The sequence below is a fragment of the Actinomadura sp. genome, from assembly GCF_044508335.1.
In the GTDB taxonomy this organism is placed as follows: Bacteria; Actinomycetota; Actinomycetes; order Streptosporangiales; family Streptosporangiaceae; genus Spirillospora.
Genome location: NZ_JBIQHY010000115.1, coordinates 3,715 through 22,252, shown reverse-complemented (window position 1 = coordinate 22,252; position 18,538 = coordinate 3,715). Strand labels below are relative to the sequence as shown.

16 protein-coding genes are annotated in these 18,538 nt (G+C 73.4%); 7 read left to right on the top strand and 9 right to left on the bottom strand.

From position 1 onward, the window contains the following. From ACIWVC_RS28290 to ACIWVC_RS28275, 4 genes are all read right to left on the bottom strand, one after another. A partial coding sequence (locus ACIWVC_RS28290; protein WP_396454791.1) for an NAD(P)(+) transhydrogenase (Re/Si-specific) subunit beta occupies nt 1–1,212 on the bottom strand: 1,212 nt, incomplete at its 3' end. Then, the gene (locus ACIWVC_RS28285; protein ID WP_396446156.1) at nt 1,209–1,529 is read right to left on the bottom strand and encodes an NAD(P) transhydrogenase subunit alpha; all 321 of its coding nucleotides are present in this window, start codon (nt 1,527–1,529) and stop codon (nt 1,209–1,211) included. The genes ACIWVC_RS28285 and ACIWVC_RS28290, both read right to left, overlap by 4 nt. Continuing rightward, nucleotides 1,529–2,647 carry an NAD(P) transhydrogenase subunit alpha gene (locus ACIWVC_RS28280; RefSeq protein WP_396446157.1) on the bottom strand — a complete coding sequence of 373 codons (1,119 nt, stop codon included), beginning with the start codon at nt 2,645–2,647 and terminating at the stop codon, nt 1,529–1,531. The genes ACIWVC_RS28285 and ACIWVC_RS28280 overlap by 1 nt, the downstream gene beginning before the upstream one ends. A 103-nt stretch (nt 2,648–2,750) precedes the next feature. Beyond that, nucleotides 2,751–3,599, bottom strand: a complete 849-nt coding sequence (locus tag ACIWVC_RS28275; RefSeq protein WP_396453166.1) for a universal stress protein — start codon at nt 3,597–3,599, stop codon at nt 2,751–2,753. Between the two features lie 187 nt (nt 3,600–3,786). Between ACIWVC_RS28275 and ACIWVC_RS28270 the strand changes: the two genes are divergently transcribed. After that, entirely contained in the window at nt 3,787–6,096 is a 2,310-nt protein-coding gene (locus tag ACIWVC_RS28270; protein ID WP_396453167.1) for a heavy metal translocating P-type ATPase, read from the top strand. Nucleotides 6,097–6,419: 323 nt separating this feature from the next. Continuing rightward, nucleotides 6,420–6,920, top strand: coding sequence for a hypothetical protein (locus tag ACIWVC_RS28265; RefSeq protein ID WP_396454790.1), 501 nt, complete (start codon nt 6,420–6,422; stop codon nt 6,918–6,920). A 244-nt stretch (nt 6,921–7,164) separates the two neighbouring features. Here ACIWVC_RS28265 and ACIWVC_RS28260 read toward each other — a convergent pair whose 3' ends face one another. Continuing rightward, nucleotides 7,165–7,494, bottom strand: a complete 330-nt coding sequence (locus tag ACIWVC_RS28260; RefSeq protein ID WP_396451971.1) for a histidine kinase — start codon at nt 7,492–7,494, stop codon at nt 7,165–7,167. Nucleotides 7,495–7,790: 296 nt separating this feature from the next. Between ACIWVC_RS28260 and ACIWVC_RS28255 the strand changes: the two genes are divergently transcribed. Continuing rightward, on the top strand, nt 7,791–9,140 hold the full coding sequence (locus tag ACIWVC_RS28255; protein ID WP_396451970.1) for a nicotinate phosphoribosyltransferase: 1,350 nt from the start codon (nt 7,791–7,793) through the stop codon (nt 9,138–9,140). Nucleotides 9,141–9,174: 34 nt separating this feature from the next. Here the strand turns inward: ACIWVC_RS28255 and ACIWVC_RS28250 are convergent, their stop codons facing one another. Beyond that, nucleotides 9,175–10,224 carry a class I fructose-bisphosphate aldolase gene (locus tag ACIWVC_RS28250; RefSeq protein ID WP_396451969.1) on the bottom strand — a complete coding sequence of 350 codons (1,050 nt, stop codon included), beginning with the start codon at nt 10,222–10,224 and terminating at the stop codon, nt 9,175–9,177. Between the two features lie 100 nt (nt 10,225–10,324). Then, nucleotides 10,325–11,212 carry a DUF1918 domain-containing protein gene (locus tag ACIWVC_RS28245; protein ID WP_396451967.1) on the bottom strand — a complete coding sequence of 296 codons (888 nt, stop codon included), beginning with the start codon at nt 11,210–11,212 and terminating at the stop codon, nt 10,325–10,327. Nucleotides 11,213–11,451: 239 nt separating this feature from the next. On the opposite strand from ACIWVC_RS28245, the gene ACIWVC_RS28240 reads away from it, so the two are divergent. Further along, a complete protein-coding gene (locus tag ACIWVC_RS28240) occupies nt 11,452–12,030 on the top strand; it encodes a hypothetical protein (protein WP_396451965.1) in 579 nt (192 codons plus the stop codon). An 85-nt stretch (nt 12,031–12,115) separates the two neighbouring features. Here ACIWVC_RS28240 and ACIWVC_RS28235 read toward each other — a convergent pair whose 3' ends face one another. After that, the gene (locus ACIWVC_RS28235; RefSeq protein ID WP_396451963.1) at nt 12,116–12,991 is read right to left on the bottom strand and encodes a universal stress protein; all 876 of its coding nucleotides are present in this window, start codon (nt 12,989–12,991) and stop codon (nt 12,116–12,118) included. A gap of 181 nt (nt 12,992–13,172) precedes the next feature. On the opposite strand from ACIWVC_RS28235, the gene ACIWVC_RS28230 reads away from it, so the two are divergent. Next, entirely contained in the window at nt 13,173–15,614 is a 2,442-nt protein-coding gene (locus ACIWVC_RS28230) for a glycoside hydrolase family 65 protein (RefSeq protein ID WP_396451962.1), read from the top strand. A gap of 158 nt (nt 15,615–15,772) precedes the next feature. Then, nucleotides 15,773–16,189, top strand: a complete 417-nt coding sequence (locus ACIWVC_RS28225) for an Hsp20/alpha crystallin family protein (RefSeq protein WP_396451960.1) — start codon at nt 15,773–15,775, stop codon at nt 16,187–16,189. A gap of 91 nt (nt 16,190–16,280) precedes the next feature. Here the strand turns inward: ACIWVC_RS28225 and ACIWVC_RS28220 are convergent, their stop codons facing one another. Then, nucleotides 16,281–16,967, bottom strand: coding sequence for a DUF4389 domain-containing protein (locus ACIWVC_RS28220; protein ID WP_396451959.1), 687 nt, complete (start codon nt 16,965–16,967; stop codon nt 16,281–16,283). Nucleotides 16,968–17,265: 298 nt separating this feature from the next. Here ACIWVC_RS28220 and gap point away from each other — a divergent pair, with 298 nt between their 5' ends. Beyond that, complete coding sequence (gene gap, locus ACIWVC_RS28215; protein WP_396451958.1) at nt 17,266–18,264, top strand: type I glyceraldehyde-3-phosphate dehydrogenase; 999 nt, start codon at nt 17,266–17,268, stop codon at nt 18,262–18,264. Nucleotides 18,265–18,538: the final 274 nt, after the last annotated feature.

Genomic DNA, 18,538 nt, shown 5'->3' with positions numbered 1-18,538 from the left:
GGCGTCCAGGATGGGCATGCCGTAGATCGGCGAACCCGGCGTGCTGCGCGCCGCCGGGTTGACGACGTCGTTGGCGCCGACGATCAGGGCGATGTCGGCGGTCTTGAACTCGGGGTTGACGACGTCCATCTCCTTGAGCCGGTCGTAGGGGACGTCGGCCTCGGCCAGCAGGACGTTCATGTGGCCCGGCATGCGCCCCGCGACCGGATGGATCGCGTACAGCACCTCGACGCCGCGGCGCTCCAGCTCGCCGGCCAGGTCGCTGAGCGCGTGCTGCGCCTGCGCGACCGCCAGGCCGTAGCCGGGCGCCACGATCACCTTGCGCGCGTAGCCCAGCAGGATCGCGATGTCCTGCGGCCCGGCCGACCGGACGGGACGGTCGGTGGCCGTGCCGCCGCCCAGGGTCGTCTCGCCGCCGAACGCGCCGAACAGGATGTTGGCGATCGAGCGTCCCATGGCGGCGGCCATCATCCGGGTGAGCAGCATCCCGGAGGCGCCCACGAGCGTGCCCGCCACGATCAGCAGGGTGTTGCCGAGCACGTAGCCGCCGGCGGCGACGGTGACGCCGCTGAAGGCGTTCAGCAGCGAGATCACGATCGGGACGTCGGCGCCGCCGACCGGCAGCACGAAGAGGACGCCGCCGACCAGGCTGAGCACCGCGAGGCCCACCGCCACGCCGATCGGCGCCTCCACGGCCGTCCACGCCCCGAGCGCGAGGGTCGCGGCCGCCAGCAGCGCCGCCGCCGGGCGCATGCCGCCGAACACCACCGGACGGCCCGTCATCAGCTCCTGCAGCTTGGCGAAGGTCAGCACCGACCCGGAGAAGGTCACCGACCCGATCAGCACGGTGAACGCCCCGACGGCGACCTGGCCGCGCGACGGCCCGCTCCCCGCCAGCTCCAGCAGCGCGACCAGCGCGCCCGCCGCGCCGCCGACGCCGTTGAACAGCGCCACCATCTGCGGCATCCCGGTCATCGCGACCCGCCTGGCCGCGACCGCGCCCGCGGCGGACCCCACGACCAGCGCCGCGAGGATCGGCGCCAGGTTCCGGGTGCCCACGTCCGCGAACGTCACCACCACCGCGATGACCGCGCCGGCGATGCCGACGAGGTTGCCGAGCCGGGCCGTGCGCGGCGAGGACAGCCCCTTGAGCGCGACGATGAAGCAGACGGCGGCCAGCAGGTACGCCAGCGAGACCCCGGTGTCGTTCACGACCGCTTCTCCCGCCCGCCGTCCCGTCCGCCGCCCCGTCCGCGGCCGCCGCGGAACATGAGCAGCATCCGGTCGGTCACCAGGAAGCCGCCGACGGTGTTCACCGCCGCCAGCGCGACCGCCAGCAGCGCCAGGGACAGCGAGAGCGCCGAGTCGGCGCGCGCCGCCACCACGATCGTGCCGACCAGGATGATCCCGCTGATGGCGTTGGATCCCGACATCAGCGGCGTGTGCAGCGTCGAGGACACCTTGGAGATCACCTCGTACCCGGTGAAGGCGGCCAGCACGAACACCGTCAGCAGCGCCACACCGTCCATCAGCCCTCCAGCAGTTCCCGGGTCGGCCCGTGGCGGACCTCCCCCGCATGGGTCACGCAGCAGCCCGCCACGATCTCGTCGTCCAGGTCGGGGAAGACCCGCGCCTCGCGCGTCGTCAGCAGCACCAGTTCGGCGACGTTCGCGGCGTACAGGCGGCTCGCCTGCGCCGGGAGCTGGCTGGGGACGTCCCGGCCGCCCCACACCAGCGCGCCGCCGATCTCCACCTCCTCCCCCGGCCGGGAGCCCTCGACGTTTCCGCCCTGCTCGGCGGCCAGGTCGACGACGACCGAGCCCGGCCGCATCCGCTCCACCATGGCGCGGGTGACCAGCAGCGGCGCCGCCCGGCCGGGGACGGCCGCCGTGGTGATCAGCACGTCGGCGTCCGCCACGTGCGGCGCCAGCAGCTCGCGCTGCAGCCGCGCCCGCTCCTCGCCCATCTCCCGGGCGTAGCCGCCCGCGCCCTCCAGCGGGGGGAGGTCCAGGTCGACGAAGTCGGCTCCCACGCTGCGCACCTCCTCGGCCGCCGCGGCGCGCACGTCGTAGGCGCCGACGACCGCGCCGAGCCGCCGCGCCGTCGCGATCGCCTGCAGCCCCGCCACCCCGGCGCCGAGCACCAGCACCCGGGCGGGCGGGACGGTCCCGGCCGCCGTCATGGCCAGGGGGAACATCCGCGGCAGCCGTTCCGCCGCGACGACCGCGCCCCGGTACCCGCTGATCATCGCCTGCGAGGACAGCGCGTCCATCGATTGGGCGCGGGAGATGCGCGGCACCAGTTCCATGGCGAGCGCGGTGCGGCCGCCGTCCCGGAACTCCCGCACCAGTTCCAGATGCTCGGCCACGGGCAGGAACGACACGCTCACCGCCCCTTCCGCCAGCCGCCGCACCCGCTCGGCCGGCGGGGGCCGGACGCCCAGCAGCACGTCGCCGCCGTCCAGCACGCCGGCTTCGACCTCGGCGCCCGCCGCCCGGTAGTCCTCGTCACGGTGGCCCGCCGGCAGCCCGGCGCCGGGCTCCACGCCGACCTTCAGCCCCGCCTCGACCAGCCTCGACACCGTCTCGGGCACCGCGGCGACCCGCCGCTCCCCCTCGACCACCTCGCGCGCGACGATCACCTTCACGTTTTTCACACTAGGCACGCGCACCCCGCGCCGCCAGGGGCCGATCACCGATTTCGGCGCGATCGCCCGCCTTCAAGCGGGTTGCGGGGCCGAGGGCCGGCGGTCAGGTGGAGGGGACGACGGCGACCGGGCAGCGGGCGTGGTGGATGACGCCGTGGCCGACCGAGCCGAGCTGGGGCGCGTTCCAGCGCCGCTGGTGGGCGCCGACCACCAGGAGGCGGGCGTTGCGCGAGGCGTGGGACAGCGCCGTCACCGGGTGCTCCAGGACGATCTCGTCCACGACGTCCACGCGCGGGTACTTGGCGCGCAGCGGCTCGCAGGCCTCGGCGACCTGGGCGCGCAGGTCCCGTTCGATCTGCTCGGCGTCGACGGCGTAGCCGGCCTCGATCAGGGTGCCGAGCGTCTGCCAGGCGTGCACGACGCGGAGCCGGGCGCCGCGGAGCGCCGCCGCGTCGAACGCGTAGTCGAGAACGGCGCCGGCGTCGCGCAGCAGGTCGACCCCGGCGACGATCTCGCCGCGGTCGCTGGCGTCCCCGCGCACGATCACGACGGGCACGGCGGAGCGGGTGGCCATGCGCAGGCTGGTGGAGCCCAGCAGCATGCTGGCGAACCCGCCGCGGCCCCGGCTGCCCACCACCAGTTCGAACGCCTTGTCCGACTGGTCGTGCAGGGCCTGCGTGGGCTCCTCCTCGACCAGGGCGGTGGTGACCTCCAGGCGGGGCCGGCGTTCCTGGACGCGTTCGCGGGCGGCGCGCAGCAGCCGGCGGCCGGCGCGGGTCATCCGCTCGGTGGTCTCGGCCGGCATGAACAGCGGCGCCTTGTAGGGCCAGCTCTCCAGCGCGTGGACGATGTGCAGGGGGCGTCCGCGCAGGACGGCTTCGGCGGCGGCCCATCGCAGGGCGCGGTCGGACTCGTCGGAGCCGTCGATGCCGACGACGATCGGCTCGGTCATCGCGTTCCCCTTCGCCTGTGGATTCCCTCTCTCCACGGTGTTGGCCGGCCGCGCGCGGGTCGTAGGGGCGAAGGTCCCCGCCCGGACGGCCTTTGTGCCCGCGGAGGAGGAGTCCGCCGCCTCTGGGTACGGGTGCCCGCAAGGAGAAGGGTGGAAGATCTGGATCCCGTGGAACGGCGAGGTGGACATGCGGGCTGTGATCGCGCGGCGTGGCCCCGAGGCGCTGTTCGCCCTGGCCGCAGGCGGGCTGGCCGCCGGCGCCGCCGTCCGCTGGACGGCCGGGGCGGGCGCCGGAGACCTGGTCTGGCTGCTCGTGACCGTGCTCGCCCTCGTCCCGGCGGTGTGGTGGGTCGTGGACGGGCTGCTGCACCGCCGGTTCGGCAGCGACGTGATCGCGGTCCTGGCGCTGGCGGGGACGGTCGCGGTCGGGGAGGCGCTCGCCGGCGCGGTGATCGCGGTGATGCTGACCGGCGGGCGGCTGCTGGAGGAGCGCGCGGGGCGGCGGGCACGCCGCGACCTCGGCGCGCTGCTGTCGCTCGCGCCGCGCGCCGCGCACCGCCGGACCGACGGCGGCCTGGACACGATCGACGTCGCGGAGGTGCGTCCCGGCGACCGGCTCCTGGTCCGCCCGGGCGAGGTCGTGCCGGTGGACGGCCTGGTGGAGCGGGACACGGCCGTCCTGGACGAGTCGACGCTGACCGGCGAGCCGCTGCCGGTGGAGCATCCGGCGGGCGACGCGGTGCGCAGCGGCGCCGTCAACTCCGGGCGGCCGTTCGAGCTGCGCGCCACCAACGACGCCGCGTCCAGCACGTATGCCGGGATCGTCCGGCTGACGGAGGAGGCGGCGGCCGAGAGCGCGCCGTTCGTGCGGCTCGCCGACCGGTACTCGGCCCTGTTCATCCCGGTGACGCTGGTTCTCGCCGCGGCGGCCTGGATCGCCGCCGGGGACCCGGTGCGGGCCGTGGCGGTGCTGGTGGTGGCGACGCCCTGCCCGCTGATCCTGGCCGCGCCGATCGCGTTCGTGTCCGGGCTGTCGCGCTCGGCGCGCCGGGGCGTGGTGGTGAAGGGCGGCGGCGCGCTGGAGCGGCTCGCGGGAGCGCGGGTGCTGCTGTTCGACAAGACCGGCACCGTCACCACCGGGCGGCCGGCGCTCGCCGAGATCGTCCCCGCCGATCCCGCGCCGGCCGGCGATCCGCTGTTCCTCGCGGCCTCGCTCGACCAGGTGTCGCCGCACGTGCTGGCCTCGGCGATCGTGCGGGGCGCCCACGAGCGCGGGGTGCCGCTCGCCGCTCCCACGGACGTCACCGAGACCGCGGGCCAGGGAGTGCGCGGCACCGTCGGCGGCCGCCGGGTGAGCGTCGGCAAGGCGAGCTGGGCCGGGAAGGCCGACCCGGCCTGGCTGGACCGGGTGCGGCGCCGCGCCGCCGCCCGGGGCGCGATCACGGTGTTCGTCGGGGTGGACGGGAGGGTCGCCGCGGTCCTGCTGCTGCGCGACCGGATCCGCCCGGACGCGCCGCGCACGTTCCGGCTGCTGCGCCGGGCGGGCATCGAGCGCACCGTGATGGTGACCGGCGACCGCGCGGACGTCGCGGACTCCATCGGCGGGCTGGTCGGCGCGGACGCCGTGCACGCCGGGCTCACCCCGGCGCAGAAGGTGGAGGTCGCCCGCGCGGAGAGCGGGCGGGCGGCGACGGTGATGGTCGGCGACGGCGTCAACGACGCGCCGGCGCTGGCGGCGGCCGGGGTCGGCGTCGCGCTCGGCGCGCGGGGCGCGACGGCGTCGTCGGAGGCGGCCGACGTGGTGATCACCGTCGACCGGCTGGAGCGGCTGGCCGAGACGCTCGCGATCGCGCGCCGCACCCGGTCGGTCGCGCGGCAGAGCGTCGTCGCGGGCATGGGCCTGTCGCTGGCCGCGATGGCGGTGGCGGCGTTCGGGCTGCTGACACCGGCGGCGGGCGCGCTGCTGCAGGAGGGCATCGACGTCGCGGCGATCCTCGCCGCGCTGCGCGCGCTCGGCCCCGGCCGCGACCGGGAGCCGCGGCTGCGCGGCGACGCGGCCGAGCTCGTCCGGCGGCTGGACGAGGAGCACCGCGCGCTGTGGCCGCGCATCGAACGGCTGCCCGCCCTGGCGGACGCGATCGCGGCGTCCGGCGGCCGGGAGCGGGACACGGCGCTGGACGCGCTGGCGGGCTTCCTGACCGACCTCGCCGAGCACGAGCGCAAGGACGAGCAGCTGCTCTACCCGGCGGTCGCGCAGGCCCTCGGCGGCACCGACCCCACCGGGGCGATGAGCCGCGGCCACACCGAGATCGCCGAGCTGACGCGCCGCCTCAACGCGCTCACCGCGGAACTGCGGGCCGCGCCGGAGGCCCCGGAGCCCGTGAGCGATCTGCGCCGGACCGTCCAGGAGCTGTACGCGGTCCTGCGGCTGCACTTCGCGCAGGAAGAGGAGAACTACTTCGTCCTTGCCGACGCCCGCGAAACCGCCGGCCCTTGAACCACCGACGTTCGGCGGAACCGGCGGGACCTTCGTCACTCCGGGCGCGCAGGTCCTCCAGCGCGGCGACCTCGACCAGCCGCCCCGCCCGCAGGATCGCGACCCGGTGGCAGACGTCCTGGACCTGGTCCAGCAGGAGCACGTCGGGCCGCGTCATCAAGGGGCGCGATCAGCCGCCGGCAGTGTCCGAAGGTCCCCCGGATCTCCCGCCCATCCGGCACGTTCGCCCGCGCCATCGAGGACGTTGGTCCCTGGCCCGGCACCGGACGGCGGCGGAGCCTGGTGCCATCGGCAACGCCACGGCCCCGACGTGAGGAAATGACATGACCGCCCGACAGGAGCCGCACCGCACCGTGCACGCCCGCGGGCGTCCCGCACCGGCGCGGATGACCGTCCTGATCGGTGATGCCCGCGAGGCGCGCAGAGGCTACGAAGTGACGTCCCCCACCCGGCTGATGCGCGCCTGGCGGTTGCTCACCGCCGTGAACGAAGAGCTCCACTCCAAGGGCATCGACGACGCGGGCGCGCGGCGGGCCGCCATGGTGTTCAACGCCCTCCGCAACGAGGTCGTCCGGTCGATCTCACCGCACCTCGCCGCGGAGGTGCGCGAGCTGCTCCCGCTGCTGGACGAGGACTCCGGTGTCGCCGGGACGCGCGCGGCGTGCTCGGCCGCGCTCGGCTGGCTCGACAGCCTGGTCACCTCGATGCTCATGCAGCTCGCCGAGCAGGGGGAACGCGCCGCCCGGCCGACGGCGACGCGCGGCCCCGGAATGCGCCCGGAACGGGCACAGCACCGGCGGCCCGCTTCCCGCCCGCAGCGGTGAGGACGTCCCGGCGCTCGTGACGGGCCGGGCCGCGGAATGAGGTCAGGCGGGCAGCGGTCAGGCGGGCAGCGGTCAGGCGGGCAGGGCGAGGTCTCGGCGGCGGATCGCCGCGGCGACCGCCACGCCCCCGACCAGCAGGACCGCCGGGAGCTGGACGAGCCCGTCCGCGACGAGTTCGCGCAGCTGTCAGAGCGCTGGAGCCGCGAGCGCCCACCCGGGGATCACGGCTGAGCCGGGCCGGCGATCAGCGCGAGACGTCCGGACGGCGGCCGGGCGAGGTGTGCAAATCGAAGACCGCGCGGCGCAGTTCGGCGATGGCGCCGTCCAGATCACCCAGGGCCGCTTGGACGCACCGGGCCGCATTCGGGTCCTGGATGCTGGCCAGCGCACCGTGCAGTTGGAGTCCGGCGCCGAAAAGCCGGTGGTTGAGCCGGTCGGTCAGGTCGTGGACGGTGCGCCACGGGTCCGTGCCCGGCTGCCGGGCCGCGCCGTTCGCGGCCTCGGCGGCTGCGGCGCCGCGTTCCGGCTCGGACGGGTCGATCGTGAACCCGCGCGCTCGGGGTCGTTCAGGCATCCTCGGCGGCCCTCCGGGATCCGGTCGCAGATCGTCTTCTCCGGCCCACTACCCCCGCACTGCGCGGAGATCACCCCTGTTTGCCCTATTTTGACGGCTTTAGGGGACGACGGGTACCGCCTCGCGCCTCAGTTGGCCGGAGCAGCCGGCTGCCCCCCGAAACGGACTTTCGTCCCAGGCCCGGCAGGACGAACGAGAGCTGGATAGACCCCCGATCCGGGGGCAGTCTCGGAGGGACACGAACCTGCCGAGGACGGGCACGGCAGAACACCGCTCAACAGTGAGGGTCGAGTCCGATGTCCGGTGGACTGCTGACGGATCTGTACGAAGTGACGATGGCGGCGAGCTACCTGCGCCGCGGCATGAACGAGCCGGCGACGTTCAGCCTCTTCGTCCGCGCCCTGCCGCCCGGCCGCGGCTTCCTGATCGGCTGCGGGCTGGCCGACTGCCTGACCTTCCTGGAGGATTACGGCTTCACCCGGGAGGACCTCGACTACCTCGCGTCCGAGCAGCATTTCGACGACACGGCGCTGCGGGCGCTGGAGCGGCTGCGGTTCACCGGAGACGTCCGGGCGATCCCCGAAGGACGCGTCGTCTTCGCCGGCGAGCCCCTGCTGGAGGTCACGGCGCCGATCGCCGAGGCGCAGCTGGTCGAGACCGTCCTGCTGAACCACATCACCTTCCAGACGACGGTCGCCACCAAGGCCGAACGGTGCGTGCGGGCGGCCGGCGGCGCGCAGGTCGTCGACTTCTCCTTCCGCCGGACCCAGGGGATCGACGCGGCGATGGCCGTCGCCCGCGCCTCCTACATCGCCGGCTTCGCCGGAACCAGCAACGTCGAGGCCGCCCGCCGGTACGGCATTCCCGCGTCCGGCACCATGGCCCACTCCTACGTCGAGGCGTTCCCCGACGAGGACGCGGCCTTCGCGGCCTTCACCGCCGACTTCCCCGACCGCACCACGCTGCTCGTCGACACCTACGACACCCTGAGCGGCGTCAAGGCGGCGATCCGCGCCGCGCGGCGGGCGGGGCGGGCGCAGCTCGCGGGGATCCGCCTCGACTCGGGGGACCTGGGCGCGCTGGCCTTCCAGGCCCGCCGCCTGCTGGACGAGGCCGGCATGACGCGCACGCGCATCGTGGCCAGCGGCGGGCTGGACGAGTACGCGATCGCCGAGCTCACCGCAAGCGGAGCGCCGATCGACGTCTACGGGGTGGGCACGCGGATGGGCGTGTCCGCCGACGCCCCGTACCTCGACAGCGCCTACAAGCTGGTGGCCTACGGGGACAGGCCGGTCATGAAGCTGTCCTCCGGGAAGGCGACCGCCCCCGGCGCCAAGCAGGTGTACCGCGGAGATCGGGGCGACCTCGTCGCCCTCCGAGACGAGCCCGCCCCGGCGGGCATGGAGCCGCTGCTCGTCCCCGTCATGGAGTCGGGGCGCCGGGTCGCCCCCGCCGAGCCGCTCGCGGCGGCCCGGGACCGGCGCGCCGCGGACGTCGCCGCCCTGCCCGACCGGATCGCCCGGCTCCGGAACCCCGAGACCGGCGGCGTCGCCTTCAGCCCGGAACTCCGGCGCCGCCGGGACCGCCTCCGCGAGGAGCTCGCCTCCCGCGCGGCGGGACGGTCCCGGCGCGGCGTGATGCCCTGAAGCGTGATGCCCTGAGGACCGCAGGGCCGCCCGTTCAGGCGACGGTGATCGCCTCGTCCAGGTAGACGTCCTGGACGGCGTGGATGAGCTCGACCCCCTCGTCCCTCGGCCGCTGGAAGGACTTGCGCCCCACGATCAGGCCCATGCCGCCCGCCCGCTTGTTGATCACCGCGGTGCGGACCGCCTTCGCCAGGTCCCCGCCGCCCACCGAGGCGCCGCCGGAGTTGATCAGGCCGACCCGCCCCAGATAGCAGTTGGCGACCTGCCAGCGGGTGAGGTCGATGGGGTGGTCGGTGGTCAGCTCGCCGTACACGCGGTCGTCGGTCTTGCCGAAGCCCAGCGCGCGGAACCCGCCGTTGTTCTCGGGCTGCTTCTGCTTGACGATGTCGGCCTCGACCGTCGCGGCCAGGTGGTTGGCCTGCCCGGTGAGGTCGGCGCTGACGTGGTAGTCCGTGCCGTCCCGCTTGAACGCGGGGTTGCGCAGGTACGCCCACAGGACGGTGAACATGCCCAGCTCGTGGGCGCGGGCGAACGCCTGCCGGACCTCCTGCAGCTGCCGCATGCTCTCGGGGGCGCCGAAGTACACCGTCGCGCCGACGCCGACCGCGCCGAGATCGAACGCCTGCTCGACCGAGGCGAACATGACCTGGTCGTAGGCGTTCGGGTAGGTCAGCAGCTGGTTGTGGTTGAGCTTGGCGATGAACGGGACGCGGTGGGCGTACCGGCGCGAGGCCATGCCGAGCACCCCGACCGTGCTCGCGATCGCGTTGCAGCCGGCCTCGACCGCCAGTTCGCACAGGGCCAGCGGGTCGAAGTAGGCGGGGTTCGGCGCGAACGACGCGGCGGCCGAGTGCTCCACGCCCTGGTCGACCGGAAGGATCGACAGGTACCCGGTGCCGGCGAGGCGGCCGGTGTCGAACACGTGCTGCAGGTTGCGCAGCACCGCCGGAGGGCGGTCGCTTGCGGCGACGACCCGGTCGACGAAATCCGGTCCGGGCAGTTGGAGCCGGTCACGTGAGATCGTCCGGCATTCGTGCGCGAGGAGTGAAGGGGCCTCGTCCCCTAGCAGTTCTTTGAGTTCCATGTCCTCACCTTTCGTGTCCGGGACGGGGGTCCCGTCGGTGAATGAAGAGATGCGAGGGAGGCGCGCCCCGTCGTCCTCCCCCGCATCGGCCCGGCAGGTCTCAGTGCGGAGAGCGGGTCGCCGGGCGGTGCTCGATGACGGCGTCCGAGGAGGGGTAGAACGTGCTCGTGTGCCCGTCGTCCCATTCGACGACGTAGGGCGGCGCCCCGTCCTTGCCGTGCACTTCAGTGATCAGCGCCTTGCGGTCCGGTTCCCCGACCTGGTGGCCGTGGACTATGACCCAGTCGCCTTTCTTCGCTTTCATGGGAAACCTCCTCATGTCACTGGACGGATCGCTCCCGCCGACGCGTCGGCGAAGGTTCCGGAACTGCCGGTGCTGCATGATGAAATGGGCCGGCTCGCCGAAGAGGCGGCCTGTGAGCCGGTCGACCGCGGCGGGTTTTCCGCGGCCTCGCGTCCGGACGATCAGCCGTGTCCCGCCGTCCGGGAGCGGCCGCAGATGGAAGGCCCAGATCCCGTCGGTGTACGCGGCCGGCAGCGGGCCGCGCGGGTCGAACGGCCGCCCGGACGGCAGCTCGATGTCGGACCTGAGCACCAGCGTCCGCGCCGGATCGAGGATCTCGACGAGGAAGTAGAACGCCCCGCTCGGGACCGCGGGAATCCGGGTGCCGGCGGTGACGTCCTGCCATTCGGGGACGATCCGGTCGGCGCTCGGCCGCCCCCCGTTGTCGAGCAGGTCCCAGCTGTACCAGCCGGCCCGCCCGCACCCCATCTGCACCAGCCACGGCCAGACCTCCTCCGGAGGCGCGGGCAGCGAGACCGCCATGGTCGACTGCGCGGTCGGGTACGCGATAAGGTCGTCACCGGGATACGACGCGTTCGCCTCTTCGCGAGTGGCGCCCCAGCGCAGCAGGCGAGGACGGACCAGGGCCGTGTAGGCACCGGCGGCGAAAACGGTGAAAGCGGTGCTGCGAGCGATGCGCTTCATGGTCCTCTTCCCCTCGTGGGCTCCCTTTCCACGGTTCCCCGTCCGCCGGGCCGGCACTAGAGACCTCCGCCCGCTGAGCACGGACCTTTGTCCCTGATCGGCGGGGACATCCGTCGGTGGCCGCGGCCCCCGAGACGAGAAATCGTGAAGGCGGTGCTTTGCGGACCGGCTTCCGCGGCCCGGAACCGATCGCAGGACGCTCAACGCCGCCTTGGAATGGCTGGAAGGGGGACGGCGTCATGAAGCCACGGAGTTTCTGGACGCGTGTGAACCGCCTTCGCCGCGGCTGGGGCCTCGACAGGAACGATCTGCGCCGCGACGTGGACCGCGCCCAGATGTTCTACGGCCTGCTCCTGCTGGTGCTCTTCATCGTCGCGGCCCCGCTCCTCTGCGCCCACACCGTAGGCTCCGTCTACCGTTCCGGCGTCCAGGCCGAGCGGTACGAAGCCGCCACCCGCCATCGGATCGACGCCACCGTGGTCAACATCAAGGGGCGGCACACCGGCCGCGAGGTGACGGTGATCTGGGTCGGCCCGGACGGGACGGTGCGAAGCGGTCACTACACCACCTGGCGCGGAGTGAGCCCCGGCGACCACCCGAAGGTCTGGGCGGGGCCCGGCGGCGTGGGCGAGGACCCGCCGCGCTCGCACGCCCGCACCATCAGCGACGCCGCGGCGACCGGGGCCACGACGGCGGGCACGGCGGGCCTGGTGGCCGCGGGCGCCTACCTGCTGCTTCGCCGCCACTGCGACAAACGCCGCTACCGCATGTGGGACGAGGCCTGGGCCCGCTTCGACCGCCGCCGCATCGGCCCCTGACGCGGGAGCCGGCCGCCGCATCGGTCCCTGACGCGGGAGCCGCGGCGCGTCCTCCGCGAACGGGGCGTGGAGCGAGACCGCGCCGTCAGGCGGCGGGCCGGGGTCGCGGGACGACCGCCACCGCGCACGGGGCGTGGTGCAGCATCGCCGAGCTCGTCGCGCCCAGCAGCAGCGGATCAAGAGTCCCGGCGCCCCGGTCCCCCACCACCAGCAGGTCGGCGTCCGCCGCCGCCTCCAGCAGGGCCTCGCGGGGACGCTCCAGCAGCAGCGACACCTGGACGCGGACCTGCGGGTAGCGCCGCCGCCACGGGCGGACGGCCTCCTCCAGCATCGCGGTGCGCACCTCGGACAGCTTGTCCGCGTCGGCGAACAGGGGCAGCTCGTGGTCGGGCACGGCGCCCGGTTCCCAGGCCCCGTAGACCACGCGCAGGCCGGCGTCGCGGAGGGCGGCCTCCTCGATCGCGAAGCCCAGCGCCCTGTCCCCGCCCGCCGATCCGTCGACGCCGGCCACGATGAGCCCGCGCTGCGCGGCGGCGCCGCGGACGGCGATCACCGGCCGGTGCGTGCGCGCCGGCAGCTGCACTGCCGTCGACGCTTCGAGCAGGTTGTACCGCTCGTGGGAGCCCACGACGATCAGTTCCGCGTCGTCGGACTCCAGGACGAGCGTCTCGGTGACGGGTTCACGCCTGAGCACGGTGGAGACGTTCCCTCCCGCCCCCAGGGCGCGGGCCCTGCGGGCGCCCTCGTTCAGCAGGTTCTCGCCCGCCCGCTGGGCGATCGCCTCGACGCCCGCGTCCACGTGCCCCGGCGGATAGGGCCAATGCCAGCAGTGGCAGATGACCAGGTCGAGCCCCCGCAGCCCGGACTCCTCGACCGCCCAGCGCAGCGCGGGCTCGTTCTCCTCGGTCCCGTCGTACCCGAACAGGATGTTCGGCCGCTGGACCCGTGAAAGCGCGACCATCCGTCCTCCCCTCGTCGAGTCGGGGACTCAATTTCAGGATGGGCGGGCCGCGAACACGGGGCAGGGGGCGAAGGTCCCTGGTCCGGAGGCCGTCCGGCACTGCCCGCCCCGGCCGGGCGGTGACAACGTGGCGATGCCGGGAATGCCCTGCGGATGGCCTTGGGAGACTGCGAGGAACGCCATGGACCGGTGGATCCTGTCCTACGACGGCTACGACCCCGACGCCGAGGGGCTGCGGGAAGCACTGTGCACGCTGGGCAACGGTTACTTCGCGACCCGGGGGGCCGCCCCGGAGTCGTCCGCCGACGGCGTCCACTACCCGGGGACCTACATCGCCGGCTGCTATGACCGGCTGCCGGTGGAGATCGACGGGCGGCGGACCGACAACGCCGACCTGGTCAACATGCCGAACTGGCTGCCCCTGGCCTTCCGCCCGGCCGGCGGCGACTGGTTCGACCCGGACCGCGCCCTGCGCGAGGGCCGCCTGCTGTCGTACCGGCAGGAGCTCGACCTGCGGCGCGGCGTCCTGACCCGGCTGGTCCGCGTGCGCGACGCGCGGGGACGCACGTCGCGGGTGGCGCAGCGCCGGATCGTGTCCATGGACGACCCGCACCTGGCCGCGCTGGAGACCACCATCGTGGCCGAGGACTGGAGCGGCCCGGTCGAGATCGTGTCGGCGGTGGACGGACGCGTCGTCAACAGCGGCGTGGAGCGGTACCGGGACCTGCCCCGGGAACACCTGGTCCACGAGGCGTGCCCGCGTCCGGGCGACCCGGAGCTGCTTCTGCTGCGGTCGTCGACGGTGTCCTCGAAGATCGGCGTCGCGGTGGCGGCCCGCACCCGCGTCTCCGCCCCCGCCGAGCGCGCCCGCCGCGCCGAGGACGGCTGGACGGGCCAGGAGCTGACCGTGGACGTCCGCGAAGGCGTGCCGGTCACGGTCGAGAAGGTCGCCGCCGTGTTCACCTCGCGCGACCGCGCCGTCGAGGAGCACGGCCAGGCGGCGCTGGCGGCCGTCGCGGGCGCCGGCGCCTTCGACGCCCTGCTGGAGAGGCACGCGATGGCGTGGTCGCAGCTGTGGCGGCGCTGCCAGCTCAGCGTCGACCACGTCGAGGTGCAGCGCGTCCTGAACCTGCACATCTTCCATCTGCTGCAGACGGTCTCGGAGCACACCGTCGACCTGGACGTCGGCGTCCCCGCCCGCGGCCTGCACGGCGAGGCGTACCGCGGCCACGTGTTCTGGGACGAGCTGTTCATCCTGCCGTTCCTGACCATGCGGTTCCCCGAGATCGCCCGCGCGCTGCTGATGTACCGGTGGCGCCGCCTGCCCGCGGCGCGCCGCGCGGCGGCCGAGGCCGGGCACCGCGGCGCGATGTACCCGTGGCAGAGCGCGGCGGACGGCCGCGAGGAGACCCAGCGCATCCACCTCAACCCGCGTTCCGGCCGGTGGCTGCCCGACCACTCGCACCTGCAGCGCCATGTCGGGCTGACCGTCGCGCACAACATGTGGCGCTACTACGAGGCGACCGGGGACACCGAGTTCCTCGCCGAGCACGGCGCCGAGGTCATGCTGGAGGTCGCCCGGTTCTTCGCCGACCTCGCGGTCTACGACCGCTCCACCGACCGGTACTGCATCCACGGCGTCATGGGTCCCGACGAGTACCACGACGCCTATCCGGGCCGGGACGAGCCGGGGCTGGACAACAACGCCTACACCAACGTCCTCACCGTCTGGGTGCTGCGCCGCGCGCTGGACGCGCTGGCCCTGCTGCCCGAGGACCGGCGCCTCGAACTGCGGGAACGGCTCGCCCTGACCCGCGAGGAGATCACCCGCTTCGAGGACGTCGCGCGCAAGATGTACGTCCCGTTCCACGACGGCGTGATCAGCCAGTTCGACGGCTACGCGGACCTGGAGGAGCTCGACTGGGACGGCTACCGGGAGCGGTACGGCGACATCCGCAGGCTGGACCGCATCCTCGAAGCCGAGGACGACTCCACCAACCGGTACAAGGTCTCCAAGCAGGCCGACGTGCTGATGCTCTTCTACGTCCTGTCCCCCGGCGAGCTCGACGACATCCTGCGGCAGCTCGGCTACGAGCACGGCCCGGACCTGGCCGCCAGGACCATCGACTACTACCTGCCGCGGACCTGCCACGGCTCCACGCTCAGCTCGCTGGTCCACGCCTGGATCCTCGCCCACATCGACGGGGACATCGCCTGGCAGGTGTTCCTGGAGTCGCTGTTCAGCGACATCACCGACGCCCAGGGCGGCACCACCCCCGAGGGCGTCCATCTGGGCGCCATGGCCGGGACCGTCGACCTCGTCCAGCGCTGCCACGCCGGGATCACAACCCGCGGCGGCATCCTGCACCTGGAGCCGCGGCTCCCCCGGGCGATCGGCGAGCTGCGCCTCGGGCTCCGCTACCGGGGCCACTGGGGCATCGACCTGACCTGCCGGCAGGACCTGATCCGCGTGGCGCTCCGGCCGGGCGCCGCCTTCCCCATCCAGATCTGCTACGCGTCCGAGGTCGTCGAGATCCAGCCCGGCGCCTCATGGGAGCGGCCGCTTCGGGACGGCAGGACGGTGCCGGCGGGCGAGCGGCTCCGCGAGCCCGGGGCGGGATGACTTTGGTCCCGGCCGTGTGTGACCCATGGCCGTGTGGGGTGAGGCGCTCCCGGAGGAAGCATGAAAGTGCACCCACCGATGAGGAGCGAAGCATCCGGATGCCGACAAGGTCCCTCACCCGTGGGTGTCGCTCGTAGACCAGAGCAGAGGGAGGCACCATGAGCGCACTGGAGCGGCGCGAACCGCGCAGCATCTTCCCCGAGCTGTTCGACTGGCTCGAGTCGCCGTTCACCATGTTCCGCACCGGCATCGGCCAGACGATGCGGGTCGAGAACTACATCGACGACGGCGACCACGTGATCCGCGCCGAGCTGCCCGGCATCGATCCCGACAAGGACGTCGAGATCACCGTGACCGGCGGCGTCCTGCGGATCCACGCCGAGCGCCACGAGGAGAAGAAGGAGGCCCACCGGTCGGAGTTCCACTACGGCTCCTTCACCCGCTCCTTCACTCTCCCCGCCGACGTTGACGTCGACGACATCAAGGCGAGCTACGACAAGGGCATCCTCACCGTCCGCGTGCCGATGCCCAAGGCCGCCAAGGCCGAATCCAAGCGGATCACGGTCGAGAAGTGACAGCACAGCGACGGGGGCACCGGATCGGATCCGGTGCCCCCGTTCTCGTTGCCTTGGTGGTGTGGGCGCGTCCCTCATGTCCCGCTGCGGGTCACCGTCCTTGAGCGTTCACGGCGATGTTCTCCGGCTCGGAGACCGGCTCAGCGCCGCCCATGTCCAGCCGGAACGGCGGGTACCGGTCGGTCATCAGGAAGGCGTAGCCGGCCACCCGCAGCGTCCAGCGGTGCATGCCCATGACGAAGTCGAAGACGGTGCGCAGGTAGTGCGTCGTGAACAGCAGGGCGACGGCGGCGATGAGGACCAGCACGCCCACCAGCCCCGGCAGGTCCCAGCCGTCTTCGTCCCCGCCGATGCCGCCGCCGACGAACAGGGCGACCACCAGGTAGTGCGGGATCGCCAGCAGCCACCACTTCACCAGCACCAGCCCCCGCGACAGCCGCTCGGGGTAGTCGATGTGCAGCCGGGCCGGGTAGTCGGGGACGTCCCGCAGCGTGAAGGGCGGGTACCGGTCGGTCGCCAGCGCGCCGTAGCCGTAGAAGGCCACCCGCCACGCCCAGCGCAGGAAACCGAGGTTGAACTCGAAGATCGAGCGGGGGTAGCGGCCCGTGACCAGGATCGCGAAGAACGCGACCACGGTGAGCACCGCGAACGCGATCCCGAGGAAGAACAGCACGATGTAGTGCGGGATCAGCAGCAGCCACTTCACCAGCCACAGCCACCGCGACAGCGGCTCCTCCAATCGGCCGTCCACGCGGACCGGCATCTGTTGACCGTTCATATCAGCCTCCACGGATGGAGCGTCCGGCCTCCGGAACCAGCCGGGCAGCTACCTCAACGTCATCGCCGGCGGCCGACGCGCGCGGTAGTGCGGAACGTCCGCACCGGCGAGGACCCAGGTCCCGCCTCTGGTGAAGGCCCCTCCAGGGCCGAAAGTCCCTTACCGCCGCGCGGCACGGCGGACTCGTCACGACGAAGGTCCCTGGCGTCGCGCATCCCGCGCCGCGGAGCCTGGAAGGGCCCGACGAGTCGGCTCCCGGACGGCCCCGAGCCGACACCGTTCAACCCTGGGAGACGAGATGACCGCACCCGTAGGAATCAATGGCTTCGGGCGCATCGGCCGCAACTACCTGCGGCTGGCGCTGGAGCGCGGCCAGGAGATCGCCGCCGTCAACGACGTCGCCGACCCCGCCACGCTCGCGCACCTGCTGATGTACGACTCCACCTACGGCCGCCTCGGCCGGACGGTCGAGCACGACGACGGGGCGCTGATCGTCGATGGCGACCGCATCCCGGTCACCGCCCACCGCGACCCCGCCGACCTCGACTGGGGCGCGGCCGGCGCCGAGATCGTGATCGAGTCCACCGGCAGGTTCAGGCGGCGCGAGGACGCCGCCGCGCACCTGAAGTCCGGCGCCCGCAAGGTGATCCTGTCGGCGCCCGGCAAGGACGTGGACGCCACGATCGTGATGGGCGTCAACCAGCACGTCTACGACCCGGACCGGCACACCGTGATCTCCAACGCCTCCTGCACGACCAACTGCGTCGCTCCGATGGCGAAGGTCCTCCACGACACGTTCGGGGTGGCCAAGGGCTACATGACCACCGTCCACGGCTACACCAACGACCAGAACCTCCTCGACTCACCGCACAAGGACCTGCACCGCGCGCGTTCCGCCGCGGTGAACATGATCCCCACCACCACGGGCGCCGCCCGCTCCGTCGGCGTGGTGATCCCCGAGCTGGCCGGGAGGTTCGACGGCATGGCCCTGCGGGTGCCCGTCGAGGACGGCTCCCTGGTCGACCTCGCCTGCATCCTCGACCGCGCCGCGGCCGCCGAGGAGATCAACGAGGCGTTCGCCCGGGCCGCCGCCGGTCCTCTCGGCGGGATCATCCGCTACAACACGCACCCGATCGTGTCCCGCGACGTCATCGGCGACCCGGCGTCCTGCGTCTTCGACGCCCCGCTCACCCAGTCCAGCGGGGACCTGGTGAAGGTGTTCGGCTGGTACGACAACGAGTGGGGCTACACCTGCCGCCTCGCCGACCTCGTCGACCACGTCGCCGCCCACCTGTGACGGCGTCCCGGCCGCTTTCGCCGACGTTCCCCACCCGCCGGGGAGGCACCGCCCGATCACACGGGCGAAGGCCCGGAGGCGATCCGGCCTCCGGGCCTTCTGCTCGGGCTCGTCCCGTCCGGTGTCAGGCGGGTTGCCGATCTGTCTCGCGCACGTCCACGCGGTTCGGCGTCCGTCCGGCCGCCCCGGCGCCGCTCCGGGACGCGCCGCGCCGGCGCAAGGCCCGCGTGGACCTCGTCGACGCCGACCTGCGCGGCGACGGCTTCGGCGACCC

What these genes read in the sequence shown, in the direction of transcription:
- ACIWVC_RS28285 (WP_396446156.1), bottom strand. Translation starts at nt 1,529, where the DNA reads ATGGACGGTGTGGCGCTGCTGACGGTGTTCGTGCTGGCCGCCTTCACC.
- ACIWVC_RS28275 (WP_396453166.1), bottom strand. Translation starts at nt 3,599, where the DNA reads ATGACCGAGCCGATCGTCGTCGGCATCGACGGCTCCGACGAGTCCGAC.
- ACIWVC_RS28270 (WP_396453167.1), top strand. Translation starts at nt 3,787, where the DNA reads ATGCGGGCTGTGATCGCGCGGCGTGGCCCCGAGGCGCTGTTCGCCCTG.
- ACIWVC_RS28265 (WP_396454790.1), top strand. Translation starts at nt 6,420, where the DNA reads ATGACCGCCCGACAGGAGCCGCACCGCACCGTGCACGCCCGCGGGCGT.
- ACIWVC_RS28260 (WP_396451971.1), bottom strand. Translation starts at nt 7,494, where the DNA reads ATGCCTGAACGACCCCGAGCGCGCGGGTTCACGATCGACCCGTCCGAG.
- ACIWVC_RS28255 (WP_396451970.1), top strand. Translation starts at nt 7,791, where the DNA reads ATGTCCGGTGGACTGCTGACGGATCTGTACGAAGTGACGATGGCGGCG.
- ACIWVC_RS28250 (WP_396451969.1), bottom strand. Translation starts at nt 10,224, where the DNA reads ATGGAACTCAAAGAACTGCTAGGGGACGAGGCCCCTTCACTCCTCGCG.
- ACIWVC_RS28245 (WP_396451967.1), bottom strand. Translation starts at nt 11,212, where the DNA reads ATGAAGCGCATCGCTCGCAGCACCGCTTTCACCGTTTTCGCCGCCGGT.
- ACIWVC_RS28240 (WP_396451965.1), top strand. Translation starts at nt 11,452, where the DNA reads ATGAAGCCACGGAGTTTCTGGACGCGTGTGAACCGCCTTCGCCGCGGC.
- ACIWVC_RS28235 (WP_396451963.1), bottom strand. Translation starts at nt 12,991, where the DNA reads ATGGTCGCGCTTTCACGGGTCCAGCGGCCGAACATCCTGTTCGGGTAC.
- ACIWVC_RS28230 (WP_396451962.1), top strand. Translation starts at nt 13,173, where the DNA reads ATGGACCGGTGGATCCTGTCCTACGACGGCTACGACCCCGACGCCGAG.
- ACIWVC_RS28225 (WP_396451960.1), top strand. Translation starts at nt 15,773, where the DNA reads ATGAGCGCACTGGAGCGGCGCGAACCGCGCAGCATCTTCCCCGAGCTG.
- ACIWVC_RS28220 (WP_396451959.1), bottom strand. Translation starts at nt 16,967, where the DNA reads ATGAACGGTCAACAGATGCCGGTCCGCGTGGACGGCCGATTGGAGGAG.
- gap (WP_396451958.1), top strand. Translation starts at nt 17,266, where the DNA reads ATGACCGCACCCGTAGGAATCAATGGCTTCGGGCGCATCGGCCGCAAC.